The organism is Planosporangium flavigriseum, assembly GCF_011947225.1.
In the GTDB taxonomy this organism is placed as follows: Bacteria; Actinomycetota; Actinomycetes; order Mycobacteriales; family Micromonosporaceae; genus Planosporangium; species Planosporangium flavigriseum.
In genome coordinates, this window is record NZ_JAATVW010000002.1 from 14,999 (window position 1) to 41,124 (window position 26,126).

The 26,126-nt window shown below is 69.7% G+C and carries 30 protein-coding genes; 14 read left to right on the forward strand and 16 right to left on the reverse strand.

The genetic code is table 11. The features are described from left to right. Window positions 1–6 precede the first annotated feature (6 nt). Window positions 7–360 (reverse strand): signal peptidase I, encoded by a 354-nt coding sequence (locus HC028_RS02740; RefSeq protein ID WP_168072357.1) that lies wholly within the window; start codon window positions 358–360, stop codon window positions 7–9. After that, window positions 360–1,289, reverse strand: a complete 930-nt coding sequence (locus tag HC028_RS02745; protein WP_168072360.1) for a hypothetical protein — start codon at window positions 1,287–1,289, stop codon at window positions 360–362. Before HC028_RS02745 ends, HC028_RS02740 begins: the two co-directional genes overlap by 1 nt. Window positions 1,290–1,597: 308 nt before the next feature. Here HC028_RS02745 and HC028_RS02750 point away from each other — a divergent pair, with 308 nt between their 5' ends. The 3 genes from HC028_RS02750 (at window position 1,598) to HC028_RS02760 (ending at window position 2,709) form a co-directional block, all read left to right on the forward strand. Further along, window positions 1,598–1,834 carry a hypothetical protein gene (locus HC028_RS02750; protein ID WP_168072362.1) on the forward strand — a complete coding sequence of 79 codons (237 nt, stop codon included), beginning with the start codon at window positions 1,598–1,600 and terminating at the stop codon, window positions 1,832–1,834. A 199-nt stretch (window positions 1,835–2,033) separates the two neighbouring features. Beyond that, entirely contained in the window at window positions 2,034–2,423 is a 390-nt protein-coding gene (locus tag HC028_RS02755) for a hypothetical protein (protein ID WP_168072365.1), read from the forward strand. A gap of 4 nt (window positions 2,424–2,427) precedes the next feature. Continuing rightward, window positions 2,428–2,709: a hypothetical protein gene (locus HC028_RS02760; protein WP_168072367.1), complete on the forward strand. Its 282-nt coding sequence runs from the start codon at window positions 2,428–2,430 to the stop codon at window positions 2,707–2,709. 26 nt (window positions 2,710–2,735) lie between these two features. On the opposite strand, the gene HC028_RS02765 is transcribed toward HC028_RS02760, so the two are convergent. The 3 genes from HC028_RS02765 to HC028_RS26960 are packed head-to-tail and all read right to left on the reverse strand — an operon-like array spanning window position 2,736 to window position 4,815. After that, on the reverse strand, window positions 2,736–3,182 hold the full coding sequence (locus HC028_RS02765; RefSeq protein ID WP_168072369.1) for an NUDIX hydrolase: 447 nt from the start codon (window positions 3,180–3,182) through the stop codon (window positions 2,736–2,738). Then, window positions 3,179–4,030: a protein phosphatase 2C domain-containing protein gene (locus HC028_RS02770; protein ID WP_168072371.1), complete on the reverse strand. Its 852-nt coding sequence runs from the start codon at window positions 4,028–4,030 to the stop codon at window positions 3,179–3,181. Before HC028_RS02770 ends, HC028_RS02765 begins: the two co-directional genes overlap by 4 nt. Then, window positions 4,027–4,815 carry a UTRA domain-containing protein gene (locus tag HC028_RS26960; protein ID WP_205860997.1) on the reverse strand — a complete coding sequence of 263 codons (789 nt, stop codon included), beginning with the start codon at window positions 4,813–4,815 and terminating at the stop codon, window positions 4,027–4,029. The genes HC028_RS02770 and HC028_RS26960 overlap by 4 nt, the downstream gene beginning before the upstream one ends. Window positions 4,816–5,338: 523 nt before the next feature. Between HC028_RS26960 and HC028_RS02780 the strand changes: the two genes are divergently transcribed. Then, window positions 5,339–5,614: a hypothetical protein gene (locus HC028_RS02780; protein WP_168072373.1), complete on the forward strand. Its 276-nt coding sequence runs from the start codon at window positions 5,339–5,341 to the stop codon at window positions 5,612–5,614. 279 nt (window positions 5,615–5,893) lie between these two features. Here HC028_RS02780 and ychF read toward each other — a convergent pair whose 3' ends face one another. Further along, on the reverse strand, window positions 5,894–6,979 hold the full coding sequence (ychF, locus tag HC028_RS02785) for a redox-regulated ATPase YchF (RefSeq protein ID WP_168072375.1): 1,086 nt from the start codon (window positions 6,977–6,979) through the stop codon (window positions 5,894–5,896). Between the two features lie 98 nt (window positions 6,980–7,077). On the opposite strand from ychF, the gene HC028_RS02790 reads away from it, so the two are divergent. Together HC028_RS02790 and HC028_RS02795 are read left to right on the forward strand one after the other, a co-directional pair. Further along, on the forward strand, window positions 7,078–8,607 hold the full coding sequence (locus HC028_RS02790; RefSeq protein ID WP_168073315.1) for a DNA-3-methyladenine glycosylase 2 family protein: 1,530 nt from the start codon (window positions 7,078–7,080) through the stop codon (window positions 8,605–8,607). Next, window positions 8,604–9,095, forward strand: coding sequence for a methylated-DNA--[protein]-cysteine S-methyltransferase (locus tag HC028_RS02795; RefSeq protein WP_168072377.1), 492 nt, complete (start codon window positions 8,604–8,606; stop codon window positions 9,093–9,095). The genes HC028_RS02790 and HC028_RS02795 overlap by 4 nt, the downstream gene beginning before the upstream one ends. Before the next feature lie 44 nt (window positions 9,096–9,139). Here the strand turns inward: HC028_RS02795 and HC028_RS02800 are convergent, their stop codons facing one another. Together HC028_RS02800 and HC028_RS02805 are read right to left on the reverse strand one after the other, a co-directional pair. Then, on the reverse strand, window positions 9,140–9,763 hold the full coding sequence (locus tag HC028_RS02800) for a type IV toxin-antitoxin system AbiEi family antitoxin domain-containing protein (protein WP_168072379.1): 624 nt from the start codon (window positions 9,761–9,763) through the stop codon (window positions 9,140–9,142). A 125-nt stretch (window positions 9,764–9,888) separates the two neighbouring features. Further along, the gene (locus tag HC028_RS02805; RefSeq protein ID WP_168072381.1) at window positions 9,889–10,659 is read right to left on the reverse strand and encodes a hypothetical protein; all 771 of its coding nucleotides are present in this window, start codon (window positions 10,657–10,659) and stop codon (window positions 9,889–9,891) included. Between the two features lie 54 nt (window positions 10,660–10,713). Between HC028_RS02805 and HC028_RS02810 the strand changes: the two genes are divergently transcribed. Further along, a complete protein-coding gene (locus HC028_RS02810) occupies window positions 10,714–11,895 on the forward strand; it encodes a DNA recombination protein RmuC (protein WP_373314028.1) in 1,182 nt (393 codons plus the stop codon). A 248-nt stretch (window positions 11,896–12,143) separates the two neighbouring features. Here HC028_RS02810 and HC028_RS02815 read toward each other — a convergent pair whose 3' ends face one another. Further along, window positions 12,144–13,163 (reverse strand): 4-hydroxy-3-methylbut-2-enyl diphosphate reductase, encoded by a 1,020-nt coding sequence (locus HC028_RS02815; protein WP_168072386.1) that lies wholly within the window; start codon window positions 13,161–13,163, stop codon window positions 12,144–12,146. Here HC028_RS02815 and xseA point away from each other — a divergent pair. The 3 genes from xseA (at window position 13,162) to HC028_RS02830 (ending at window position 15,499) form a co-directional block, all read left to right on the forward strand. Then, complete coding sequence (gene xseA, locus HC028_RS02820; protein ID WP_203981146.1) at window positions 13,162–14,424, forward strand: exodeoxyribonuclease VII large subunit; 1,263 nt, start codon at window positions 13,162–13,164, stop codon at window positions 14,422–14,424. The two genes, HC028_RS02815 and xseA, sit on opposite strands and share 2 nt — an antisense overlap. A 73-nt stretch (window positions 14,425–14,497) precedes the next feature. Continuing rightward, window positions 14,498–15,289: a GNAT family N-acetyltransferase gene (locus tag HC028_RS28335; RefSeq protein WP_168072399.1), complete on the forward strand. Its 792-nt coding sequence runs from the start codon at window positions 14,498–14,500 to the stop codon at window positions 15,287–15,289. A gap of 12 nt (window positions 15,290–15,301) precedes the next feature. Further along, complete coding sequence (locus HC028_RS02830) at window positions 15,302–15,499, forward strand: exodeoxyribonuclease VII small subunit (RefSeq protein WP_168072401.1); 198 nt, start codon at window positions 15,302–15,304, stop codon at window positions 15,497–15,499. Window positions 15,500–15,555: 56 nt separating this feature from the next. On the opposite strand, the gene HC028_RS02835 is transcribed toward HC028_RS02830, so the two are convergent. Continuing rightward, complete coding sequence (locus tag HC028_RS02835; RefSeq protein WP_168072403.1) at window positions 15,556–16,053, reverse strand: DUF4245 domain-containing protein; 498 nt, start codon at window positions 16,051–16,053, stop codon at window positions 15,556–15,558. A gap of 158 nt (window positions 16,054–16,211) precedes the next feature. Between HC028_RS02835 and glpX the strand changes: the two genes are divergently transcribed. Together glpX and HC028_RS02845 are read left to right on the forward strand one after the other, a co-directional pair. Further along, window positions 16,212–17,249 (forward strand): class II fructose-bisphosphatase, encoded by a 1,038-nt coding sequence (gene glpX / locus HC028_RS02840; protein WP_168072412.1) that lies wholly within the window; start codon window positions 16,212–16,214, stop codon window positions 17,247–17,249. Between the two features lie 175 nt (window positions 17,250–17,424). After that, window positions 17,425–18,333 (forward strand): DMT family transporter, encoded by a 909-nt coding sequence (locus tag HC028_RS02845; protein ID WP_239075275.1) that lies wholly within the window; start codon window positions 17,425–17,427, stop codon window positions 18,331–18,333. A 12-nt stretch (window positions 18,334–18,345) separates the two neighbouring features. Here HC028_RS02845 and HC028_RS02850 read toward each other — a convergent pair whose 3' ends face one another. Further along, the gene (locus tag HC028_RS02850) at window positions 18,346–19,266 is read right to left on the reverse strand and encodes an NAD-dependent epimerase/dehydratase family protein (RefSeq protein ID WP_168072417.1); all 921 of its coding nucleotides are present in this window, start codon (window positions 19,264–19,266) and stop codon (window positions 18,346–18,348) included. Window positions 19,267–19,391: 125 nt separating this feature from the next. Between HC028_RS02850 and HC028_RS02855 the strand changes: the two genes are divergently transcribed. Next, entirely contained in the window at window positions 19,392–20,084 is a 693-nt protein-coding gene (locus HC028_RS02855; RefSeq protein WP_168072419.1) for a TetR/AcrR family transcriptional regulator, read from the forward strand. Between the two features lie 3 nt (window positions 20,085–20,087). Here the strand turns inward: HC028_RS02855 and HC028_RS02860 are convergent, their stop codons facing one another. The 4 genes from HC028_RS02860 to HC028_RS02875 all read right to left on the reverse strand — a co-directional run bounded on the left by HC028_RS02860 (window position 20,088) and on the right by HC028_RS02875 (window position 24,216). Further along, complete coding sequence (locus tag HC028_RS02860; protein WP_168072421.1) at window positions 20,088–21,056, reverse strand: NAD(P)/FAD-dependent oxidoreductase; 969 nt, start codon at window positions 21,054–21,056, stop codon at window positions 20,088–20,090. A 91-nt stretch (window positions 21,057–21,147) separates the two neighbouring features. Continuing rightward, window positions 21,148–21,843: a rhomboid family intramembrane serine protease gene (locus HC028_RS02865; protein WP_373313811.1), complete on the reverse strand. Its 696-nt coding sequence runs from the start codon at window positions 21,841–21,843 to the stop codon at window positions 21,148–21,150. A 62-nt stretch (window positions 21,844–21,905) separates the two neighbouring features. Then, window positions 21,906–22,544, reverse strand: a complete 639-nt coding sequence (locus HC028_RS02870) for an aggregation-promoting factor C-terminal-like domain-containing protein (RefSeq protein WP_239075276.1) — start codon at window positions 22,542–22,544, stop codon at window positions 21,906–21,908. 268 nt (window positions 22,545–22,812) lie between these two features. Continuing rightward, window positions 22,813–24,216, reverse strand: a complete 1,404-nt coding sequence (locus HC028_RS02875; protein WP_168072423.1) for a PhoH family protein — start codon at window positions 24,214–24,216, stop codon at window positions 22,813–22,815. Between the two features lie 257 nt (window positions 24,217–24,473). Between HC028_RS02875 and otsB the strand changes: the two genes are divergently transcribed. Continuing rightward, window positions 24,474–25,316, forward strand: coding sequence for a trehalose-phosphatase (otsB, locus tag HC028_RS02880; RefSeq protein WP_168072433.1), 843 nt, complete (start codon window positions 24,474–24,476; stop codon window positions 25,314–25,316). Window positions 25,317–25,320: 4 nt separating this feature from the next. Here the strand turns inward: otsB and HC028_RS02885 are convergent, their stop codons facing one another. Then, entirely contained in the window at window positions 25,321–26,091 is a 771-nt protein-coding gene (locus tag HC028_RS02885) for an isoprenyl transferase (protein WP_168073321.1), read from the reverse strand. Window positions 26,092–26,126: the final 35 nt, after the last annotated feature.

Here is a 26,126-nt window from a genome sequence, read left to right on the forward strand (position 1 = left end):
GAGCTATCAGTCAGTGAGCGACGGCCAGCGGACCGTGACGACGACGGAGTCTTCCTCGGCGTGCCAACTGTGGTCGATACCAGGGCCCCAGACGACGTAATCGCCCTCACGCGCCAGAACGGTGCTGCCCACCGAAAGGTCGATGCGGAACCTCCCGCGTACCAGCAGCAGAAGGGTCGTCCGTTCTTCGCCGGTTACCCACTCGGCGCGCTCCTGCCCCGCGGGGTGAATGCCCCATTTCACTTCCAGCGCCGGGGTCTTGCGCACCCCGTCCTCGGCGCCAATGAAGTGCCCCAGGAGCCACCCGCGATAGTCGCTGGCGTCCTCGTTGGCGTTGCCGCTGTACCAGTTGTCAGCCACTACATCTCCAACTCGGTCGACGGCAGGTTTACCCGACCTGTACCGGCCTCCGCGAGGCGTCGCAGTCCTTGCAGGAAGGCGAACAGTCCCTCATTGCTCCACGTCGCATCATGCACCAGTCGTGCTAGACCCTTACGGTCGCGGGTGGAGTACCGGCGTAGCCCCTCCGATTCCCAGTTGGCCTCGACCTGGCCACCGAAGCTGGCCCACCACTCCTCGTCCTCAATGGCGATCAAGCTGGCGAACTCGAAATTACCGCTGACGAGGTTGAGCCCGAACCCCGTGCACTCCATGCGCCACCGCTCGGTATCGGCGTGGTCGATGAGCCAGCGCATGGGTGCGGATAGGCGGCTGAGGTGCAGCGGATCTGCGCTCCGTCGTTCACCCTCGGTGGCATCTAGCTCGGTGTGCCCGAACAGTTCCTCTTCCAGCTCCCGCTCCAGCGTTGCTGACAACTGCGCGTCGTCGCTGAAGTCGACGAGGGGCTCATGGAACGACTTCGGAATCACGGCCAGGCGGCGAGCCGAGTTGAGGACTCTGGCGGACCGTTCCTGTACGAGCATGACGTAGTCGGCTTCACCGCGCCGAGCCCGACTGCCCGGCCGCGCCGCGGCAAAGAGCGCGAGCGGCCCGCCCGCGCACAAGCGCCGGTTGACCTCGATGACGGCGCCGAGTGATGGCAGGTACCGATCACGTAGCGGCAATGTCCCAGGTCGGATGGGCCGGCCATCTGCGAGACCGTCAAGTAACTCGCCCTCGAGTAGGTCGAGGGTGAGCGCGTAGCTGATGAAGTCCGTTAGCGCCACCGTGGCGGCCAGGTGGTCACGGGAAAGGTCGATGTCCACGAGCTGGTACAGGGGCTTGTTGACGAACCGCGTACTAGTCGCCAGCGTTTCCGCCAGCCGCTGCGCCGCCGCATCTGCACTCATCTCGTCGAGCTGGGACGCCTCGACTGGGGCTTGCGTTTCGAGATCGACATGGTCGCCGCTCTGCCCCCGTCCCCCGATAGGTGCCGGGTCCTCGACTCTCGGGCGGGGCCAAGGGTGGCCGTAGGCCATCGGCGTAGCCGACGTGAAGCGCCCTTGACGCCGGCCGAGAGGCGTGGAGGGTCGAGCACCGGGGGACGGTCTCGGCCTGGCGCTCGCGTCTGCTGGCGACCGTGATGGCCTGGCGACGGCATCACCGGAATTTTCGCGGGAGTGCCCACCGGATTGGCCCGCTCTGCTTGACTTGGATCATGACGATTCGCCGGCTCGTTTGGCATCTGATCTGGGCCGCGGTCTGGCTGACATGGCTGTTCATCGGCCTGAACTTCTTGTACCGCTGGTTCGACCCGCAGCCCGCCGGATTCATAGGCGTGTCGGCTGTCATGGCGCCCATGGCACTGGAGAAGCTGGGTGTCAAGCGTTGGCTGCTTGAGGCGGATAGGCAGGAGCCCACGACGCAGGAGTCGCAACCGGAACCGCCGTGCTGACCTTCGCCCGAGATCATTGCCACCTGATGCGGCCGGCCGGCGCGTGCGCGGCGGGCCGGAGGTCCAGAGCGCGACGCGCCGCGCCGGCACGGTCGCGCCGCGCTTGCGCGGCGCGCTTGATTCAGAACAGATCAATTCGGCAGTACATGCGGCGCGCGATGTGTCTTAGCACGTGGCCGACGGCTGGCATACTCCCGGCATGGAGATCAGCAGCTCAAGACGCGCCCGGCCGGCCGAGCTAGTTTTCGCATCTGCTGTGCTCTTGATCAATGGCGTTCCGATGCTGTTCGCCGCTGTGGTGAGTATTGCGTTCGTCCGGACGCTCACGGCCGCTGGTACGGGGTTGGCGTTGGCAGGGCTCGGCGCTGCGCTGATCACCGCAGTCATTCGCCTGTACACGGGCAGCCGTGTGTGGTGGGTCGCCTCCTTTGGCCTGCTGCCGGTCTCGGGAGCGGCGCACTTCCTCGACGCTTTCATGTTCGGTGATGGCCGGGTCCCAGCGGCATGGGGAATTGTCATGCCGACCGCCGCCCTGGTTTGCCTCCTCCTGCGCCCCGTCAGGACCCTCTTCACGCCGCAGGCAAGCTGAACTGATGTCACCAGTCCCGCAGCCGCCGAGTCGCGCGCAGGTAGAGTCCTGGTTCCTCGCGGTACTCAACGGCAGCCAGTCGCGTGATGCGGCCGACCGGTGGGCTACCCAGCAAATGTGGGACCTCGAGGATGTTGATGTAGATGACGAGGCGGTGTGGTGGGGGCTGGATATGCTCTGCGGCATCGATCTGGAACATGGCCCTGATGGCCCATACCTCTATAGCGACGAACAGATACGCGGCTGGCTGGAAGAGTTCCGCGCCCGCTGCACCAGAAACCCCTGAGCTTTCTTGGGAGTCGCCAGTTAGGCCTACGGCACCGGGCTCTGCTCGGCGAGCACATGGACGCCGTCGTGTACCCGGATCGCTGGCTGGTCGGTGTCGAGAGCGTCGGTGACGCGGACGGCGAAGGTTTCGGCCATCTGGGCGACGACGGCGTCGCGCGTCCACCAGTCGACCCGCTGGGATTCCTCGGTCGGTCCGGGTTGGCCGCCGATGATGCGGGCTCGGAAGACCAGGGCGACGACGCCGATCTTGAGGTTCTTGTACACGCCGGTCAGCCGCTCGGGCTCGATCAGCACGCCGGTCTCCTCTTCGACCTCGCGGCGGACGCCGTCATGGATCGACTCGTGCAGTTCGAGGACGCCTCCGGGGATCTCCCACTTGCCGTTGTCGCGGCGCTGCACGACCAGGACCCGGTCGCGCTCGTCGGTGATGACGGCGGCGACGCTGACGGAGTGGCGGTTGGGAGCGGTCACGTCTGGTCCTCCTCGAACAGACACAGGGCGGCGGTGGCGTCATCGTGGCGCTTGTAGCGGGGTCGGGCGTGTCCATCGTGGTCGGCGTTCTCGGCGGCGCGTACCTGGCGGATCAACTCGTACGGCCCCTGGTCGGTGAGCACGTCAAGCAGGCCGGCCCAGTCGAACAGGCCGAACTGCTCGACAGCGGCGGATGCGCCATCGGTGAGCAGGGCCGCTCGCCGTACCCGATCCGGACCGTGCAGAGGCGCGGTGCCAGTCACCGCCTCGTATGCGGCGGACGGGTTGGCGGCCGCGATCCAGTACCCGTGCGGCTGGTTGGTGAGCTTGTGTTTCTCGATCGTCGCCGTCCGCATTCGGGCGATGCGCTCGGTGCTGTCGAGCGCCGCGTCGCCGGTCAGCACGGTGCGGCGTAACTGCGCGACGGCCTTCTCGAATCGGTCGTCGGCCACGACCTGGATCTCGTCCCCGCGGTCGAGCACGAGTGGGCTGTCGGCGAGTACGAAGTAGTCGACATGGCTGTCGGCGTTCTTGAGTAGGCAGACGGTGCTTGCGACCGTGCCGGGGTTGCCGAGGTCGCACTGGTTGCCGTGGTCACCGCGCACGGCGCTGATCGCCTCGGCCAGCAGTTGGTCGAGCGGGGTATCCGGATCGCGGCGGTAGCCGGTGACGAGATGGTCGGCCAGGCGCTGGACGTACCAGGCCGCGCCGTGATGGCAGCCGGTGTCCACGCCATCGGGCACGGAGACGCCGTCGAGCACGCCAACCAGTCCTCCGACGGCGAAGCCCTGGTCCTCATTGACCGCTCGGTCCGGGGCAGGCTCGGAGGCAAGGCGAACCTGCATCATGACGATTCCGCTGTGGTGGCCGGCGTCTCGTCGTCCCAGCCGTACCGCAGGGTCCACAGGTGGCCGGGCATGACGTGGATGCAGACTTCGACCGGGCGGTCCTCGGCGGTGTAGGCGACGTGCCAAATCTCGAACACCGGCTGCGCGCCCTCCAGGTCGAGAGTGCGCTTCTCGAGGTCGGTCGGCATGCGAACGTTCACGTCCTCGGTGAACCGGACGGGTGCGTGCCCGAGATCGGCGAGCCGGGAGTATGAACCGCCCTGGCCGGCGTCCTCCTGCAGCAGTTCCTTGCTGCCCTTGACCACGGACCACGGGTAGTAGGAGTCCGCAATCTGGGTCGGCTCGTCGTTGGCGTACAGCAGCCGGCGGCGGACCAACGTCTGTTCGTTCTTGGACAGGCCCAGTACGGACGCGATCCGGTCGGTCGGGACGGTGCGGCCGATCTCGCGGTACTCGGTGCGCGATTGCAGGTTGAGGCTGTGGGCTTCGACCTCGCCGGCCCCGCCGCCCTGCGTGCGCGCGGCGTAGCGCTTCTTGGTGTCGCGCAGGATGCGGGGCAGCGAGCGGACATAGGTGCCTGATCCGCGTCGGACCTTCACGTCCCCGGAGGCCCGCAGAAGCATGATCGCGCGGTTGATGGTCACGCGCGAGACGCCGAGTTCGTCGGCCAGTCGTAGTTCGCTTGGCAGTGGATCGCCGGCCCGGTAGGTGCCGTCTTCGATCCGGCTGCGTAGAAGCTCGGCGATCTGTACGTACTGCGACTTCGGTGTCTCGATCACTGACACGGCGAGTTCCCCACTTGTAGGACGTAGTACGCCACCGTAGGGCACGCGTGTATTGCATGCACTCTCGCGCGAACACAGGTGCCCGTAATGATCTGTATGGGTAGGTAGGCGCAGTCAGAAGAAAGACGTAAGACATCTTGTGTGTGAGAGCACGCGTTCCTACGTTCATGAGAGGACATAGGCCGGCGAAACGGTGCCTGGTCAAGGTACTCGACCTGGGTCCCTGTCGCTCTGCCGGAACTGCGGGGCGCAGAACAGAACGATCTTCCTAACCTCTGGACCGCCTCTCGTAGAGGGACGACATGGCAGGGCTGCTCACGGCAATTTGCTCAGCGCTGGTGGTCGGCTTCGCCGCCGGCCTGTTCGCCTTCAAGGTGAAAACGCGGTGGTGTAAGACCTGCGGAGCCACCCTCAACTGTCCTGACTGCACGAGATCAGCACGCGTCTCACCAGCTCACGAGCCGCAGTGAACCAACCACCGCAGACATCACCTGGCCGTCAGGCTCCCGGAAAGGACGTCGCGATGAACCTGGATCACCCGATGTGGTGCGCGCCCCGGCGCTGCCGTGCTGCAGTCGGCGGTACGCACAAAAGCGACCCGATCGAGACGATCCATGGCACGAGCAGGGCAAGTGCCTGGCTTCAACAGCAACCCGATTACGATGCCCTGTTCGCACTGGTCACGGCGCATCACGCCATCAGTGCTCCGGTCGTGTTCTTACCGCTGGCCGACGCCCGCACCCTGCTGGACGGGGCGGCCAAGCTCATGAAGCACGCCGGCGATGGCGAGGCCATATGACCGCACACCAGCCGATCCGACCGAGCTGGAGCTGCGTCGGATGCGGCTACCCGTGGCCGTGCCCGAGCCGACGACGCCAACTCCTCGCCGAGTACGCGGAAGCCCCGGTTTCTCTGTCGCTAGTACTTGGGTCAGCTTTGGTGGAGGCCGCGGCAGACCTGCCGACAGCTGTCGCCGGCGAGCTACACAACCGGTTCGTGGGCTGGCTTCCACCCTTGAATCTTGGACACTTAGGCCACCTATAGCGGCCCTAAGTGTCCAAGATCGCGGAACAGGTCGTCAGACGTTGAAGCGGAACTCCACGACGTCGCCGTCCTGCATCACGTACTCCTTGCCCTCGATGCGCACCTTGCCGGCGGCCTTCGCGGCGGCGTGCGAACCGGCCTCGACCAGGTCGTCGTACGCGACGACCTCGGCCTTGATGAAGCCGCGCTGGAAGTCGGAGTGGATGACGCCGGCCGCCTCGGGGGCGGTCGCCCCGATCGGGATCGTCCAGGCGCGGGCCTCCTTCGGCCCGGCCGTCAGGTACGTCTGCAGCCCCAGCGTCCGGAAGCCGACGCGGATGAGCTGGTGCAGGCCGGGCTCGTGCTGGCCGATCGACTCCAGCAGCTCACGGGCTTCCTCCTCGGGCAGGTCGATCAGCTCGGACTCGACCTGTGCGTCCATGAAGATCGCCTCGGCGGGCGCGACCATGGCGCGCAGCTCGTCCAGGTACGCCTCGTTGGCCAGCTCCTCTTCGTCGACGTTGAAGACGTACAGGAACGGCTTGGTGGTCAGCAGGTGCAGCTCACGCAGCTCGGCGACGTCGATGCCGGCCTTCTCCGCGCCGGCGTACAGCGTCGTGCCGGTGTTGAGCAGCTCCGCCGCGGCCTTGGCCGCCGCAGCAAGAGGCGCGCGGTCCTTCTTGAGCTTGGCCTCCTTCTCCAGCCGCGGAACCGCCTTCTCCAGGGTCTGCAGGTCGGCGAGGATCAACTCAGTGTTGATCGTCTCGATGTCGTCGGCGGGCGAGACCTTGCCGTCGACGTGCACGACGTTCGGGTCGCTGAACGCGCGGACGACCTGGCAGATCGCGGACGCGTCGCGGATGTTGGCCAGGAACGCGTTGCCCCGGCCCTGCCCCTTGGAGGCGCCGCGAACGAGGCCGGCGATGTCGAGGAACGACACCGGAGCCGGGACGATCTTCTCCGAGCTGTGGATCTCCGCGAGCTTGTTCAGCCGGGGATCGGGCAAGCCAACTACGCCGATGTTCGGCTCGATCGTGGCGAACGGGTAGTTGGCGGCCAGCACGTTGTTCTTGGTCAACGCGTTGAACAGGGTGCTCTTGCCGACGTTGGGCAGGCCGACGATACCGATGCTGAGACTCACGTGCGCCGAGTCTACGCGGTCCGACCGGCAAGATCCGGCGCACTGCCATGTCCGAAAACCGCGAGCATCCGTACGCGTACCCGGGCAGGATCGAATGCGTGGAGTTGGACTTCGAACGGTGCTACCGGGCGGTCGACAGCCGGGACCCGCGCTTCGACGGCTGGTTCGTCACGGCCGTCACCTCGACGCGGATCTACTGCCGCCCGTCCTGTCCCGCAGTCACGCCGAAACGACACAATGTCCGCTTCCTCCCCTCCCCCGCGGCCGCTCAGCGCGAAGGCTTCCGCGCCTGCCTGCGCTGCCGCCCGGACGCGGCGCCCGGCTCGCCGGAATGGGACAACCGCGCCGACGTGGTGGCCCGGGCCATGCGGCTGATCGGCGACGGCGTCGTCGACCGGGACGGCGTGCCAGGCCTGGCCAGCCGGCTCGGGTACACCGAACGGCACCTGCACCGGATGCTGCACGCCGAGCTCGGCGCCGGCCCACTGGCACTCGCCCGGGCGCAGCGCGCCCAGACCGCGCGGATCCTGATCTCCACGACCGACCTGGGCCTGGCGGAGATCGCGTTTGCGGCGGGGTTCCGCAGCGTGCGGCAGTTCAACGAGACGATCAAGGACGTGTACGGGCGGGCGCCGTCGGCGCTGCGGTCTTCCTCGACCAGAGCCGGCGCCCCGGGCGCGATCACGCTGCGACTGCCGTACCGTGCGCCGCTGCACGCGGACGCGCTGTTCGGTTTCCTGGCCGCCCGCGCGATCCCCGGCGTCGAGATCGCCGACGATAACGGCTACCACCGGACACTGCGCCTGCCGCACGGCCGCGCCACCGCGACGCTGGCCCCACGCGACGGCTACGTGCAGGCCACGCTCCATCTGACCGACATCCGCGACGTCGCCCCGGCCGTGGCCCGCTGCCGCCGCCTGCTCGACCTGGACGCCGACCCCGAGGCCGTCGACGCGGCGCTCGCGACCGACCCCGCGCTCACGTCGACGGTGCGGGACGAGCCCGGCGTACGCCTACCGCGCGCCGTGGACGGCTTCGAACTCGCCGTGCGGGCGATCGTGGGCCAGCAGGTGTCGGTCGCCGCGGCCCGTACCGTGCTCGCGAAGCTGGTGCTGGGATGCTCCCCCGTTGCGCAGGAGGGTGCCCCTCATGGCACCTGTACGCCTACAGGGGCACCCTCTCGCAAGACACCGTCCGCAGGGGCACCCTCCCGCAAGACACCAACCACAGCGGCGCCCTCGTCAGGCGCGCTCCGGCTGTTCCCCGACGCCGCCGCCGTCTCCGAAGCCCCGGACGACGCGTTCGCCATGCCGGCCGCGCGCCGGCGGACGATCCGCGCCCTCGCCACGGCGGTGACCAGCGGAAACCTGGTGCTCGACGATGGCGCGGACCGCGCGGAGACCGAGAAGAAGCTGCTGGAGTTGCCGGGCGTCGGCTCGTGGACCGCCGGCTATGTCGCGCTACGCGCGCTCGGCGACCCCGACGTCTTCCTCCCGACCGACCTGGGGGCGCGCCGGGGCGCCGCCGTCCTCGGCCTGTCCGACGACCCGACCGAGCTGGCCCGCCACGCGACCCGCTGGCGACCCTGGCGCTCGTACGCCCTGATCAGACTCTGGAGACTCGCATGACCTGGTATTCGTCCACCATGGACACTCCGGCCGGTCCGTTCACGATCCTGCTGGCCGATGACGAAACGGTTCTCGCCAGCGGCTGGACCACCGACATCGGCTTGCTGGCTTCGCTCGTACACCCGGCTTTGAAACCGGAATCGGAGCCGCAGCCGCGTGCGGACCTCGGGCCCGTCACCAAGGCCGTGCTGTCCTATCTCGACGGTGACCTCTCGGCGGTCGACGAGGTGCCGGTGCGCCAGCGCTCCGGAGCGTTTCTCGAGCAGGCCTGGCGGACGCTGCGCGAGGTGCGCCACCCGGTCACCTACACGGAGTTCGCGGCGCTGTCGGGGCGGCCTGCGGCGGTCCGGGCGGCGGCGCAGGCCTGTGCGCGCAACCCCGCCGCGCTGTTCGTCCCGTGCCACCGGGTGCTGCGCACCGACGGCTCGCTCGGCGGGTTCCGGTGGGGGTTGCCGGTCAAGCGATGGCTACTCGACCATGAATCCTGATTCTATCGATGCTGGCCAGTCGTGGCGTGCGCGTTCTAGCGCTGTCACCCGAGCCGATCCGATCGATACTGCTCAAGCGCCCCGGCCGGGGCCGGCGCGACCTCGTCCAACGCCAACCGCAGCAGCCCACTGCCCGCGCAGGGGCCCAGCGCGAGTTCACGACGGAGGGGTTCGACCCCGAGCCCCTGCACGACCTCCCCCACCAGCGCCCGGATCATGGGCAGGTCACGGCTCCAGCGGGCGGCGTCGGCCACCGCCCGCCCGAGTGAGCAGACCCGGATCGGCGCCGCGTTGGCTGGGAACGGATCGGGCCGCCGGGTGCGGTGCACCCGTACGAACTCGACCGACCGGACCTGCCGGGCATGCGGCACGAGCACCCGCACGTACGGGTCAGCAGGCAGGTTCCGGACGCCGTGCCACCGCAGCGCGACCCGGCCGGTGAGCACCGCGCCGCGACCGGCGTAGAGCCATGCGGCGATCGACCGCTGCCAGGAACTGGGCCGGCAGTCGAACGACGCATACACCGACGGGAGCACCTCCCGTAAGCGGCCGCTGTCCAGCCGTCGGCGCAGCGCCATACGCGTGACGCCGAGCCGCACGAGCTGATCGTGGTGGACAAGGCCGCCCTGCGCCGACAGCACATCGCGCAGGGAAACGACTGTGCGCATGGAAACGACTGTGCGCATGGAAACGACTGTGCGCATGGAAACGACTGTGCGCATGGAAACGACTGTGCGCCGCCTCTTCGGCGGCGCACAACGGTCAAGCTACGGCTGTGGACAACGGTGACTGGTTACCAGTCGCCGCCGAAGTCCCCGCCGCCCCAGTCGCCGCCGAAGTCCCCGCCGAAGTCACCGAAGTCGCTGCCACCACCGTCGCCGCCGTCCCCGCCCGGGTCCCAGCCGTGCTGGTCGGCGTAGTCGAGGCCCTGCTCGAAGCCGGCGTCATACCCGATGTCGCCGAAGGCCGGGCTCAACAGTGCATCGAAGATCAGCATCGAGCCGATCGCGCCGGCGCCGGCGGCCAGGGCGGTCTTCCACACCGGCTGGGAGTACCACCCCGACGGCACCGGGCGGCCCTGCACCATCCCGCCGGGGTAGTAGTACGGCGTGTCGCGGCCCGGCCGCGGGCCGGCCTTGAAGTGCTGGCCCTGCACCTCGACCTCGCGCTCCTGGGTCAGCGCGCCGGCCTGCCGCTGGCCAGCCAGCGGCGGAACCTCGGGTCCCGGGTCGAGCCCCAGCGCGGTTCGCGCCCCGCGCACGTATGCCAGGCCCTCCAGGGCGGTCTCCCGGGCCAGCTCGTACTGCTTCGGCGTCGTGGCCCGGTCCAGCTGAGCGCCGGCCGCGTTGTAGCGCTCCCCCGCGTCGACCAGGGCCTGCTTGGCCGCCGCGTTGTCACCGGCGGAGAGGTTCATGACCTGGCCGCCGAGCCGCTCGTACCAGCGCAGGGCCTCTTCACGCGCGTCCGCGAGCTCCTGCTCGCGCCGCTTACGTCCGAACAACGAGAAAATCACCAGGACTCCCACACAAACGAGGACCAGCAGCCAGAACGCGACCCAACCCATTAGTACGACGGTACCTACACGTGTCGAGCACCGTCTTACGGCATGCTGTCGATCGTGGCACTTCTTCTGCTCTTCGTCGGTCTGCTCGTCGGTGCCGCCCTCGGGTGGCTGGCCGCCCGCGTGAAATCGTCGTCCGACATCGCCCGGCTCGACGCCACTTTGCGGGCCACCAAAGAGGGCGAGGCGCGGCTCGAACAGTCCCTGCGGGCGCTCAGCTTCGAGGCGAGCGCGCAGACCCAGGACGCGGTCGCCGACGCCATCGCGCCGCTGCGGGAGACGCTGCTGCGCTACGAGCAGCGGGTGGCCGAGTTGGAGCGCGACCGCGTCGCCGCCTACGAGGGGCTGCGCCAGCAGGTGAAGGGCATGTCCGAGGTCTCCAGCGAGCTGCGTACGGAGACCCGGCAGTTGGTCGCGGCGCTGCGGGCGCCGCAGGTACGCGGGCGCTGGGGCGAGCACCAACTGCGCCGTATCGTCGAAGCCGCCGGCATGCTGCAGCACTGCGACTTCTCCGAGCAGGTCACTGCCGCCACGGACGCCGGAGGGATCCGACCCGACCTGGTGGTGCGCCTGCACGGCGGGCGGCACGTGGTCGTCGACGCCAAGGCTCCGTTCGAGGCGTACCTGTCCGCAATGGAGGCGCGCGACGAACCCACCCGGAACGCGCACCTGACGGCGCACGCCAAGCACGTACGCGGGCACGTCGACACCCTGTCGACCAAGGCCTACTGGGCAGCGTTCGAGCCGACGCCCGAGTTCGTGGTGCTGTTCATGCCGGCCGACCCGTTCCTCGACGCGGCGCTGCAGCGAGACCCGACGCTGCTGGAGTACGCGTTCGCGCGCAACGTCGTACTGGCCACGCCGGCGACGCTCGTCGCGCTGCTGCGCACGGTCGCGTACGCGTGGCGCCAGGAGTCGCTGGCCCGCAACGCCCTCGCCGTGCACACGCTCGGCAAGGAGCTGTACGCGCGACTGTCGACCATGGGTGACCACCTGGCGAAGGTCGGCACGTCGCTCGGGGGCGCGGTGACCGCGTACAACAAGGCCATCGGGTCGCTGGAGTCCCGGGTACTGGTCAGCGCGCGACGACTCGGCGAGCTCGGGGTCTCGTCGGACGAGCTTGACGCGCCGGGACAGGTCGAGGTCACGCCCCGGCATCTGCAGGCGCCGGAGCTGGTCGACAGCGAGTACGCCTCGCTGCTGGCCGAGCTGCGCCGCGACGAGCCGCCGGCGCCCTGACCCGTCACCCCGCCACCCCGCCACCCCGCCACCCCAAGATCCGCGCAGTTTGGGGGAAACTGCTGCTTCCCGAGCGCGGGAGACAGCAATTTGGCCCAAACTGTGCGGATCATGAGCGCGTGGGCGGGCGCGGATCATGAGCGCGCGGGCGGGCGCGGATCATGAGCGCGCGGGCGGGCGCGGATCATGAGCGCGCGGGCGGGCGCGGATCATGAGCGCGCGGCCGGGCCGGCGCGGGCGGGACGGCCTCAGCTCTGGGTCGCACCGGCCGCCAGGGCGGCGACCTCACCGGCACGGGCCGCCGCAGCGGCCTTCATGTCCCGCTTCAGCTCCTGCGGCAGCGAGAAGGTCAACTTCTCGTCCGCCGTCGTCACCTCGGCCACCTCGCCGAAGCCGCGCTCGGCCAGCAGGTCGAGGACCTCCATGACCAGATCATCGGGGACCGATGCGCCGGACGTCAGGCCCACGGTCGACGCGCCTTCCAGCCACTCGTCCTTGATCTCGCTGGCGTAGTCGATCAGGTAACCCGCCCGCGCCCCGGCGTCGACCGCGACCTCACGCAGCCGCTGCGAGTTCGACGAGTTCTGCGAGCCGACCACGAGGACGACGTCGCACGAGGGCGCCATCGCCTTGACCGCCTCCTGGCGGTTGGAGGTGGCGTAGCAGATGTCGTCGCTCGGCGGCGACACCAGCAGCGGCAGCTTGCGCTTGAGCCGGTCGACGGTCTCGAGCGTCTCGTCGACCGACAGGGTCGTCTGGGACAGCCAAACCACCTTCGAGGGGTCCCGCACGGTCACCTTGTCGACCGCGTCCGGGCCGTCGACAAGCTGGATGTGGGCGGGCGCCTCGCCGGTCGTACCGATGACCTCTTCGTGTCCTTCGTGCCCGATGAGCAGGATGTCGTAGTCCTCCGCCGCAAATCGGCGGGCCTCCTGGTGCACCTTGGTGACCAGCGGGCAGGTCGCATCGATCGCCTTCAGGGCGCGGACCCGGGCCTGCTCGTGCACCTCGGGCGCCACGCCGTGGGCCGAGAAGACCACGATCGAGCCCTCCGGGACCTCCTCGTTCTCCTCGACGAAGATGGCACCCTGGGCCTGCAGCGTGGCCACGACGTGCTTGTTGTGCACGATCTGCTTACGCACGTAGACCGGCGGACCGTACAGCTTCAGCGCCTCCTCCACGGTCTGCACCGCGCGGTCGACACCGGCACAGTAACCACGCGGCTTGGCGAGCAGGACACGCTTACGGTTCTCGGTCACGGCCCCCATGGTACGGGGCCGTCTCACGAGCGACGATGCGTACGCTAACCGGGTGACAGAGCAGGCGGGGCAGTCCACCCCCGAACAACCGTGGCCGGTGCGGGTCGTGAGTCAGAAGATCGCGGCGTGGATCAGCAGGCTCGGTTGGGTCTGGGTGGACGGGCAGGTGGCGCAGATCAGCCGCCGCCCCGGCGCCAGCACCGTCTTCCTCACCCTGCGTGACCCCTCCGCCGACCTGAGCCTGACGGTGACGACCAGCCGGGATGTCCTCGATGCGGGCGCGCCCAACCTGGTCGACGGCGCCCGCATCGTCGTCCACGCCAAGCCCGACTTCTTTCCCGGCCGCGGCACGCTGAGTCTGCGCGCCGACGAGATCCGGCAGGTCGGCATCGGCGAGCTGCTGGCCCGCATCGAGCACCTGAAGAAGCTGCTGAACGCGGAGGGGCTGTTCGACCGGTCCCGCAAGCGCCGCCTGCCGTTCCTGCCCGGCCGCATCGGCCTGATCACCGGGCGCGCCAGCGCCGCCGAGCGGGACGTGTGCACGAACGCGGGCCGGCGGTGGCCCGCCGTCGACTTCCGGATCATCAACGTGGCGGTACAGGGCCCGACGGCGGTGCCGCAGATCCTCGACGCGCTCTCCGCCCTCGACCGGGACGAGACCGTCGACGTGATCGTGCTGGCCCGCGGCGGCGGCTCGTTCGAAGACCTGCTGCCGTTCTCCGACGAGGCGCTGTGCCGGGCGGTCTTCGCCTGCCGTACGCCGGTCGTCTCCGCGATCGGCCACGAGACGGACACCCCGCTGGTCGACTACGTCGCCGACCTTCGCGCCTCGACGCCGACGGACGCGGCGAAGCGGATCGTGCCGGACCTCGCCGACGAGCTACGCCTGATCGGCCAGGCCCGGCAGCGGCTGTGGCGCGGCGTGAGCCACCTGCTCGACCGTGAACAGCGCGCGCTCGACTCGATCCGCAGCCGGCCGGTGCTCGCGCGGCCCGAGGTGATAGTCGATCAGCGGGAGACCGAGATCAAGGCACTGCGCGAGCGCGGCACCCGTACCCTCGGCCACCGCCTCGACCGCGCGGAAGCCGACCTCACCCACACTCTCGCCCGGCTCCGGGCGCTGTCCCCGGCGGCGACGCTGCAGCGCGGGTACGCGATCGTGCAGCGCCCGGACGGAGCGGTGGTCCGGGCGCCCGACGACGTCGAGGCAAAGGATCAGCTGCGCATCCGGCTCGCCGGCGGCGAGCTGACGGCGACCGTCGACAGCTGAAAACCCGTTGCGCGCCCTGCGGCGACGGGCCGATCGTCACATGATCGAAACCTCCCGAAAGGCGACAGCAGAAGTGTCTGCGCAGATCCAGGCGTACATCCGCCGCGCCGCGACCGTCGGACGCGAGACCGAGCAGATCGGCCCGTTCCTGGCCACGTTCACGCCGCACAGCACCAACCCGTTCGTCAACTACGCGATCCCGGCCGCCGGGGCCGAGCCGACGCCCGACGATGTCGCGGCGCTGATCACCGCGTACGAGCAGCGTGACCGGATCCCGCGGCTGGAGTACCTGCCGAAGCTGGCGCCGGCCGTCGAGCCGGCGCTGCTGGCCGCCGGCTTCGCCGTCGAAGATCGGGTACGGGTGATGGAGTGCGCGAAGGGCGAGGCCGGGGCTCAGGCCGTACCCGCGGGCATCGAGCTGATCGCGCCGACGACCGACGCGGAACTGCTGGACCTGCTCACCGCCCAGCACGAGGCGTACGACGAACCCGAGGCGCCGACCGGGGCCAACGTGGCGGCCGCCCGACAGGCGCTGGAAGCGGGTGGGCTGGCGGTCCTGGCCCGGGATACGGACACCGGCGAGCCGGCCGGCGGCGGCATCTGCACGCCGATCTTCGACGGCGTCGGCGAGATCGCCGGGGTCGGCGTGCGCCCGACGTTCCGCCGCCGTGGCATCGCGGGGGCGATCACGGCGTACCTGACGCGCGAAGCACACCGCTCGGGCGCTGACCTGACGTTCCTCATGCCGGCCGGCGAGGACGAGCAGCGGATCTATGGCCGTGTCGGTTTCCACGCGACCGACGAGGTCGTGTTCTTCCGACTGGTCTTCAGCCGCGCCGCGACTGAAGACCAGTCGCTCCCGTAGGGTGGCAGCGTCATGAGCACACCTGAACTGAGTTACGAGCAGGCCCGCGCCGAGCTGGCCGCCGTGGTGGAGAAGCTGGAAGCCGGCGGCAACACGCTGGAGGAGTCGCTGGCGCTGTGGGAGCGCGGCGAGAAGCTCGCGACCGTGTGCCAGCAGTGGCTCGACGGTGCCCGGGCCCGGCTGGACGCCGCCCGCACCGACGCCGGGTAGCACCAGCGTCGAGTAGCACCAGCGCCGGGTAGCACCAGCGCCGGGTAGCGACTTGATCAGTGCAGCGACGCGGCGAGCTGGCTCAGTTCGGCGTCCGACGCACGCCCCATCACGATCACCGTCCGGTCCGGCTGGCTGAGCACCAGGGCACGGTCACCGTTCGACGCGGCGTACCGACGCCACTCCTGCCCGTTCACCTGGGCTCTGCCCTCATCGCGGGCGTCGGTGCTCAACTCTGCTTTGACCAGCGCGCCCGCGGGCACGTTGCTCTCCACAAGCTGGGCCGTGCCGCCCCGTGGGCTCCGGAAGCCGACGCGCAGCACGGCACCGGCGTCGCTTCGGCGGAACACCGAACTGACCGGCTGCCAACCCGTAGGCACGGCTGGCTCGGCGACCGGGAAGGCGCTCGCGGCGCGGGCGTCGGCGTAGGCGGACGACGGGTCAACCACCGTCGGGCTCTCTCCGCCGAGGAACCGGTACACCCCGAGCAGGACTATGATCGGCACAAGCAGGACAAGTAGCGACAGCGCCATGTCGCGGGGCGAACGGCCCATACGACGAGGCGCTGCGGTGGGGCTGGCAGACGACACGCCTCCAATACTCCCTGATCGCCCAGGTGTCTGACGGAGCCGGCCCACCCGATCGAGCATCAACTCCTCCGATCTGCCAGGATTGCGGAATCCGCTGCTGCCCAGGGACCAGGAGGCGCCGCATGAGCGAAACGAATGTCACGCCCGTCCGTAAGCCGCAGGCACCGGACCGAAATCTCGCCCTTGACCTGGTGCGCGTCACCGAGGCCGCGGCCATGGCCGCGGGGCGCTGGGTCGGACGCGGCGACAAGGAAGGCGGCGACGGCGCAGCCGTCGACGCCATGCGCCACCTGATCAACTCTGTGCCGATGCGCGGCGTCGTCGTCATCGGCGAGGGTGAGAAGGACAACGCGCCGATGCTCTACAACGGCGAGCAGGTCGGCGACGGCACCGGCGCGGAGGTCGACGTCGCGGTCGACCCGATCGACGGCACCACCCTGATGAGCAAGGGCATGCCCAACGCGCTCGCCGTCCTCGCGGTGGCCGAACGGGGAGCGATGTTCGATCCGAGCGCTGTCTTCTACATGGAGAAGCTCGCGGTCGGGCCGGAAGCCGCCGACGTGATCGACATCAACGCCCCCATCACGGAGAACCTCCGCCGGGTGGCGAAGGCCAAGCGCGGGAACGTCTCCGACGTCACGGTCTGCATCCTGGACCGGCCGCGCCACGACAAGATCGTCCACGAGATCCGTCAGACCGGCGCGCGCATCCGGTTCATCAGTGACGGCGACGTGGCGGGCGCGATCAGCGCCGCCCGGGAGGCCAGCGAGGTCGACCTGCTGGTCGGCATCGGCGGCACGCCGGAGGGGATCATCGCGGCGGCCGCGCTCAAGTGCATGGGCGGTGCGATCCAGGCGAAGCTGTGGCCCCGCGACGAGGCCGAGCGGGAGAAGGCGCTCGCCGCCGGGCACGACCTCGACCGGGTGCTCACCACCGACGACCTGGTCAAGGGCGAGAACATCTTCTTCTGCGCGACCGGTGTCACCAGTGGTGACCTGCTGCGCGGCGTGCGGTACCGCTCCGGTGGCGCCTACACCCAGTCGATTGTGATGCGTTCGAAGAGTGGCACGATCCGCGTGATCGACTCCTACCATCGGCTGGAGAAGCTCAACCTGTACTCAGTGGTTGACTTCGACGGTTCGCCGATCGACCGGATCTGAGACAGGAATCCCGGGTGCCGTCGGCACCCGGGATCCGGATTTAATCGCGGCCGGCCGCACCGTCCGCGGGGAAAGATCAAGTGTGACGACTTCGCCGTGCCCGTCCACCACCGGCAGCACAGTTTCAACTGCCTCCCTTCACCCGGCTGACACCAATCGGCGGACCCTCGGCTTAGTGGCGGCCCTGGCCTGCGGAGCCTTGATCGCCATCCAGTCCCGCATCAACGGTGAACTGGGTGCCCGGCTGCACGACGGGATCGCGGCGGCCGTCGTCTCGTTCGGCCTCGGCCTGCTGGCCCTCGCGGTCCTCGCGGGTGCGCTGGCACCGGTACGCCGGGGCCTCGCCGCGGTTCGCGAGGCCGTCGGCGCCGGCCACCTGCGCCGGTGGCAGTTGCTGGGCGGTGTCTGCGGTGCGCTGCTCGTTGTCAGCCAGGGGGTGACGGTGCCAGCCCTCGGCGTGGCGGTGTTCAGCGTCGCCATCGTCGCCGGCCAGTCCATCAGCAGTTTGGCCGTGGACCGGTTCGGCCTGGGCCCGACCGGCCGCCACCCGCTCACCCCCGCCCGGATGATCGGGGCGGTGCTCACCGTCGCCGCCGTCCTCGTGGCCGTGTCCAGCCAGGCCACGAGGCCCGGCCTGCTGGCCCTGGCCGCCCTGCCGGCGCTGGCGGGTGTCGGCACCGCGTGGCAGACAGCGGTCAACGGCCTGGTACGCAAGTTCGCCGGCCTCGCCCTGTCGGCGGCGTTCATCAACTTCCTGGCCGGCACCGTCGCGCTCCTCGTCGCGTTCGCGGTGGACGTCGCCCTGCGTGGCTGGCCGACCGGCAGCCTGCCACACGAGCCCTGGCTGTACCTGGGTGGTCTGATCGGAGTCGGGTTCATCGCGGTCTCGGCCTCGATCGTGCGCTGGACCGGCGTCCTGCTCCTGAGCCTCGGCACGATCGCCGGCCAGTTGGTGGGGGCGGCCGTGATCGACTTCCTGGTGCCCGCCCACGCCCATGGACCGGGCACCAGCACGCTGATAGGGATCGCGCTCACCCTGGTCGCCGTCGGCATCGCGGCGCTGCCGTCCCGGCACCGGTCATAACGCCGGCGCCGGTCACGATCGGGCGGCCCTGGCCACCTCGCTGAGGGCGGTGTCCAGGTCGGTGGCGACGAGCCCGAAGGTCCGGGTGGCAGCCGAGGAGTCCAGCTCGAACGGCGCGTAGAACTGGTAGTCCATCTCGACCAGTTCGCGCACCATGGGCACGAACGGCGCGATCATCCGGGGCAGCCATCGCGGGATGCCGGTGACCTTGGCGTTCGGCTGGCCGGCGAGGCGGAAGTACCGCTGGGCGAGCTCGCGGATGGTGACCGGCGGGTTGGTCGGCACGTGCCACGCCCTGCCCCACGCCCGCTCGTCCCGCGCGGCCGTGATCAGCATGCGCGCGGTGTCGCCGGTGTACGTGAAGCTGTGCGGCAGGTCGATGTCGGCGGGCACCCGCGCGGTCCGACCCGCCGCGAGGGCGGGGACCACGGCCAGCGTCAGCACCGATTGCGCGCCCGCGCCGACGTAGTCCGAGGCCCGCACCTCCGTCACGCGTACCCGGCCGGCGTTGTGCGCGGCGAGGGCGTCCTGCCACATCTTCCCGCGTACCCGACCCTTGCGCCCGGTCGCGGCCAGCGGGGTTTCTTCGGTCATCGGGCCGCTCACCGGCCCGTACCCGTACAGGTTGCTCGTGGTCGCGAGCACGGCGCCGCTGGCCTCGGCGGCGCTCAGCAAGGCGGCCGCCAGCGGCGGCCAGTCGCTGAGCCAGCGGGTGTACGTGGGGTTCGCGCAGTTGTAGAGGGCGGCCGCGCCGGACGTCAGCTCACGCAACCGGGTGGCGTCGGCGGCGTCCGCGGCGACGCGCTCGATGGCGGGGTGTTCCGGCCCGCTTCCGCTCCGGGTGACGAGCCGGACCCGCTCGCCCTGGTCGGCGAGGAGGGTGGCGACACCGGTCCCGATCGGGCCAGCACCAACAACGACATGCAGCGACATGATGGGGTCTCCTTTTAGAGCACTGCTCTCTGTTGCGAACAACAGTCCCACTATCGTGGCAACAAAGTCAAGAGCAGTGCTCTCAAAACGTGCTAGCGCTCCGAAGCTGTGCGACACTTGATCGCATGACCGCCGCTTCAATCCGTGCCCGGGTGCGCGCCGAAATGACCGAGGAGATCAAGGCCACCGCCCGGCGCCACCTCGCCGCGGACGGCGCCAACCTCTCACTCCGCGCGGTCGCCCGCGAGCTGGGCATGGTGTCGTCCGCGATCTACCGCTACTTCGCCAGCCGAGATGAGCTGCTCACCGCGCTCATCGTCGACGCGTACAACGCACTGGGCGAGGCCGCCGAGCGGGCCGAAGCCGCCGTCGACCGCGCCGACCTGCTCGGCCGGTGGCTGACCGCCTGCCGGGCGGTACGCGGGTGGGCGCTGGAGCACCCGCACGAGTACGCGCTGATCTACGGCAGCCCCGTCCCGGGCTACGCGGCGCCGGCGGACACCGTTCCGCCGGCCAGCCGGGTACCGGTGCTCATCACCGGCATCCTGCACGACGGCTTCCAGGCCGGGAGGCTCGCGGCCGACCAGGGCGAGCCGGTGCCCGAGCCGCTGCGCCCGGACCTGGCCGCCCTCAGCGAGGAGGTGGGAGTCGAGGTGCCCCCGACGCTGTTGGCCCGCGGCATGACCGCCTGGCTGCAACTCTTCGGTGCCGTGAGTTTCGAAGTGTTCGGGCAGCTCAATAACGTCATCGGAGAACGGGAGAGCTTCTTCGAGTACCAGATGAGGTCGGCGGCCAGGGTGGTCGGCCTGGAAGGCTGACACTCAGCCGTTCTCGGATGAGTGACCGGGGAACAGATGCGCGCCCGGGTTGATCTCCACCGCCGCGTTGTTGACGGCGGTCGCCGCCTCGCCGAAGCCGGTGGCGATGAGACGGACCTTCCCCGGGTACTCGCTGATGTCCCCGGCGGCGTAGACGCGCGGCAGGTTGGTCGCCATCGTGGTGTTCACCAGAATGTTGCGCCTGGCGAGGTCGAAGCCCCAGGTGGCGAGCGGCCCGAGGTCGGCGGTGAACCCCAGGGCCGCCACGATGGTGTCGGCGCACAACTCCCGGGTCTCGCCACCCCGGAGGGTCACGTCCACGCCCTCGACGCGCTCGTTGCCCCGGATCTTGGACACCTCGGCGTTGACGATCAGGGGGATCCCCAGCCCCTGGACCCGGGCGACGGTGCCGGGGTGGGCGCGGAACTTGTCCCGGCGATGCACCAGGGTGATCGAATTGGCGATCGGCTGGAGCGACAGCGCCCAGTCGAACGCCGAGTCACCACCCCCGACGATGACCACGTCATGACCGGCGAGCTCGGCGAGCCGAGGTACGAAGTAGACAATCCCCGCACCGCTGAATCCGGCCGCCGCGGGCAGCGGTCGGGCGGTGAAACTACCCATACCGCCAGTGACGATGATGGCGCCGCACTGCAGCACCTCGCCCGTCGACAGGGTGAGCACCGGCTTCCCGTCCACGTAGGTCAATTCCTCGGCCCGGGCACCGAGCAGGTAATCCGGATTGAACGCGGCGGCCTGTTCGACCAGGTTCGCGACCAGCTCACGGCCCTTGACCGCGGGGAACCCCGCCACGTCGTAGATCACTTTTTCCGGGTACATCGCTGAGACCTGACCACCCGGCTCGGGCAGCGCGTCGATCACAGCCACGGACAGGCCGCGGAACCCCGCGTAGTACGCGGCGAACAGCCCGGTGGGGCCGGCACCCACAATGGCCACGTCGATCTCGCGCATTAGACAGCTCCTCGCAAGGCGGCGGGTTGCCATGAACGTACGACCACCCTTCCCCGCCGGCAATGGACCTCACCTGCGCTTTAGCGCGATTTCAGGAAACAGGCAGGCTCAGCGCGCCCTCCTCCCCACTGGCCGGCACCTGCGCGCGTGCACGCGGTCGCCGGCGCCGAAAGAGCACCGCCGCGACCATGCCGCCGACAAGCCCACACAGGTGCCCCTGCCAGGAGATCGTGGAGTCGACGCCGGGCAGCACGCCGACCAGTTGCCAGCCGTACAGCAGACCGATCAGCAGCGCGACCGCGATGTTCCACCAGGAGCGCTCGACGACGCCGCGCACCACCAGCAGTCCGAAGTAGCCGAAGATGACGCCGCTGGCCCCCACGACGACCGTTCGGGGGTCGCCGATGAACCACACCCCGAGCCCGCTGGCCACGGCGATGAAGGCCGTGGCCGCGAGGAACCGCCGGGTGCCCGCCGCGAGGACGAACGTACCGAGCAGGATCAGCGGCACGCTGTTAGCCGTGACGTGCTCGAAGCTCGCGTGCAGGAACGGCGCCAGGACGACGCCGTCGAGGCCCTGGAGGGTGTGCGGCTGCACCCCGCCGTCGCGCCGCAGACGATGGGCGGTCAGGTTGTCGAGCAGTTGGATCCCGAACAGCACGGGTACGAACGCGCACATCGCCACGAACGCACGGCCGATCGAGGAGTAGAACGCGTCGCCGCCGAACGACCGCGGATCACGCTCGCGCGTACGGGAAATCGACGAAGGTGCCTCGTCTGTCGTCACACAACCCGTGTTACCAGTTCCGTAGGCAGACCGCTACCAGCGAACCGGTATTCGACTACTGGTCAGTAGTAGCCCTTGGCCCGGAAGGTGGACCAGGCGCCGCACGGGGTCTTGTACTTGGTCTTGATGTAGTTGAGGCCCCATTTGATCTGCGTCGCCGGGTTGGTCCGCCAGTCCGCGCCGTACGCGGCCATCTTCGAACCCGGGAGGGCCTGCGGGATGCCGTAGGCGCCGGTCGAGGCGTTCCCGGCGCTCGTCCGCCAGCCGCTCTCCTTCTGCCACAGGTTGTTCAGGCACGGCATCTGGTCCAGTCCGTAGCCGGCGTCCAACATCAGCGCGCACCCGATCGCGACGTTCCCGCTGTACTCCGAACAGGAGGCCGGGATCGGCCCGAACGGCGACGGGGACGCCTTGGCGCTCGCGCTGGCGCTGGGCCTGGCCTGCGCCTTCGCGCTCGGACTCTGCGCCGCCTTCGCCTGGTCGGCGGCCACGGATGCGGCGGCGTCCGCCTTGGCCTGCGCCTCCCGCTGAGCCGCCCGCGAGACGGCGGAGATCCGATCCCGCTCGGCCGCGGCGCGCAGGTCTTCCTGCGCAGGCTGAGCGGTGTGGGCCGCTCGGAGGATCCGTTCCTGGGACTGGCGGGCGGCGCTCAGCTGCGCCCCGGCCACCACGCCCAGAAGGAGCATGGCGACGGAGAGCATCCGAAACACACCGACCCGGTGCCACGGCCGGACCACTTACGGTTCCCTTCGTCGGGGACAACTACGGGCACGCTACCGCCGGCGTGGCTCCGCCAGGCACTATCACCGGCCGAAACGGACGAATCGTGACCGATCGGCCGACCCCGGCAGGAGCCACCATCACCAGAACTCGATGTCGTGCACCGACGGGTACCCTGACCTAGATCGAGCCAGAGGGCTAAGCGGCGGCGCGAGTTTGTGACTGACCTCACGTCAAGAATCGGGCAAATTACCGCGCAAAGGGCAGGTCCTCCAGCAGATCCGTGATGACCTCCGCGATCGGCGAGCGCTCCGACCGGGTCAGGGTGACGTGGGCGAACATCGGATGCCCCTTCAGCGCCTCGATGACGGCCGCGATGCCGTCGTGCCGCCCGACCCGCAGGTTGTCCCGCTGGGCCACGTCGTGCGTGAGCACCACCCGGGAGTTCTGACCGATCCGGGAGAGCACCGTCAGCAGCACGCCCCGCTCCAGCGACTGGGCCTCGTCCACGATCACGAACGCGTCGTGCAGGCTCCGGCCCCGGATGTGCGTCAACGGCAGCACCTCGAGCATGCCCCGCGCCGCGACCTCCTCCATGACGTTCTCGTGCACCAGCGCACCGAGGGTGTCGTAGACGGCCTGACCCCACGGCGACATCTTCTCGGCCTCGTTGCCCGGCAGGTAGCCCAGCTCCTGACCGCCCACCGCGTACAGCGGGCGGAACACGAGGACCTTCTTGTACTTACGCCGCTCCATCACCTGCTCAAGCCCGGCGCACAGCGCCAGGGCGGATTTGCCGGTGCCCGCGCGCCCGCCCAGCGACACGATCCCCACCGACTCGTCCAGCAGCACGTCCAGCGCGATGCGCTGCTCCGCTGAGCGTCCCCGTACGCCGAACGCCTCCCGGTCGCCGCGTACCAGCCGCACCGACTTGTCCGGCCCGACCCGGCCCAGCGCCGATCCGTTGCTCGAGTGCAGCACCAGGCCGGTGTGGCACGGCAGGTCGCCGGCGCCGTCCAACTCCAGCGCCTCCCCCGCGTACAGCTGGGCCACCTGTTCGGCGGAGATCTCCAACTCCGCCATGCCGGTCCAGGTCGGGTCGGCCACCTGGCCGTGGCGGTACTCGTCGGTCGCCAACCCCACCGCGGCCGCCTTGACCCGCAGCGGCATGTCCTTGGTCACCAGGGTCACGTCGCCCCCCTCATGCGAGAGCCCGAGCGCGACCGACAGGATGCGGGCGTCGTTCGTCTCGGCGCGGAAGCCCGGCGGCAGGATTCCCGGATCCGAGTGGTTGAGCTCCACCCGCAGCGTGCCGCCCGCGTCGGTCACCGGCAGCGCCTCGTCGAGCCGTCCGTGCTTGACCCTCAGCTCGTCGAGGAAGCGCAGCGAACGGCGGGCGAAGTAGCCGAGCTCCGGGTGGTGGCGCTTACCTTCCAGCTCGGAGATCACGACCAGCGGGATGACGACCTCGTGCTCGGCGAAGCGCAGGTACGCACCGGGGTCGGAGAGCAGCACGGAGGTGTCGAGGACGAAAGTGCGAAGCGCTGGTCCGCCCCCGTCGTCAGGGCCGGTGGCCACCGTACGACGGGAGGTAGCGGATCTGCGGCGGGTCGAAGTCGAAGCGCTCTTGGCGGTGCGCGGACGCTCAGTCACGAGGCAACTCCCGGTGGGCGTCACCCCGGTGCCCACGTGCGGCAACCATCCGGTGCCCGGCACGGGGTCGGGTGTGGGCCCCGTGGCAGCGTACGCGCGGTTCCGGGCCTCCCGGGTGGCCCGGGAAGACCCCGGCCCACACCAGAGAAGGTAGGCGGAGTCCGCAGTTTCGGCTAGCCGTGACACACCGAGGGTTCATTACACACTCACCCGGGATGGGAGGTGTTGCCCAGATACGCCCTCCTAGGCTGAAGGGCATGCCTCCCCTCGACACGGCCCAGGAACCATCAGGCCAGCAGGCCCCGCTGTCCCCCACAGCGGCGCTCAAGGCCACCGCCGAGCGCGCGGACAACTGCGTGTTCTTCTTCGACTTCGACGGCACCCTCGCGCCGATCCAGGACGATCCCAACGCCGTCCAGGTCACGCCGGGCGTCCTGGAGGCGATCTCCGAACTGGCCGCCCGCGTCCGGCGCGTGAGCCTGGTGTCCGCGCGGCCGGTGGACTTCCTGCGCAGCCGGTTCCCCGACGTTCCGCTGACCCTGCACGGCCTGTACGGGCTGGAGAGCCAGTACGTTCCCGGCAAGACCATCACCTACCCGCCGGCCCTGCCGTTCGCCGACCTGATGACCGAACTGGCCCGGCGCGCCGAGCGCGAACTGCCCGACGAGGTACTGGTGGAGTTCAAGCGACTGTCCGTGGCGCTGCACTACCGGTCGGCTCCGGAACTGCGGGACGCGGTGCACGCCTGGGCACAGGACCAGGCGAGCCGGCACGGCCTGCGCGAGCAGGAGGGCCGGATGGTGATCGAGTTGAAGCCGTCGGTCCAGCGGGACAAGGGCAGCGTCGTCGCCGAGGAGATCGAGGACTTCTCCTGCGCCTGGTACTTCGGGGACGACCTGGGCGACCTCGCCGCGTTCCGGGCGCTGGCCGTCCGCGAGGCCGCGGACCCGAACTTCCTCGGAGTACGGGTGGCCGTGCGAAACCCGGAGACGGGTGCCGAGGTGGCCGCCGCGGCCGACCTGCACCTGGAAGGGCCGGCTGCGGTACCCGCGTTCCTGCGGGAGGCGCTTACCCTGCTCCCCCGCCGCGACAAGCCGTAACGGCTCAGGAGCCGTAACGGCGCTCGCGGCTGGCGTACGCGCGCAGGGCCCGGAGGAAGTCGACCCGACGGAATCCGGGCCAGTACGCGTCGCAGAAGTAGAACTCGGAGTGGGCGCTCTGCCAGAGCATGAACCCGGACAGTCGCTGCTCGCCACTCGTACGGATGATCAGGTCCGGGTCCGGCTGGCCCTTGGTGTACAGGTGCTCGCCGATGTCGTCGACTTCGAGCGTCTCCGCCAGCTCCTCCATCGACCGCCCGGCCTTCGCCGCCTCGAACAGCAGCGAGCGGACCGCGTCAACGATCTCGCGCCGGCCCCCGTACCCAACCGCGATGTTCACCTGCGCGCCGCCGGTGCGACCGATGGTCCGCTCTTCGGCCGCCTTCAGTGACTCGGCCAGCGTCGCGGGGAGCATGTCGAGCACGCCGACCATGTGCAGCCGCCACGGGTTACCGTCCCCGGCCAGCTCCGTCGCCAGGTTCTCGATGATCTGAAGGAGCGGTTCCAGCTCGCTGGCCGGCCGGCTGAGGTTGTCGGTGGACAGCAGCCACAGCGTGACGTGCTCGACCTCCGCCAGGTCGCACCAGCGCAGCAACTCCCGGATGCGGGCCGCGCCGACCCGGTGCCCGTCGTTGGGATCGAGGAAGCCCATCTCCCGGGCCCAGCGCCGATTGCCGTCGCACATGACGCCGACGTGCCGAGGATGCGGCTTGCCGACCAGCTTGGCCGCCAGGCGCCGTTCGTAGATGGAGTAGATCAGGTCACGCAGGCCCACGGCGAGCAGAGTATCCACCTTCCGCATCGGCGACG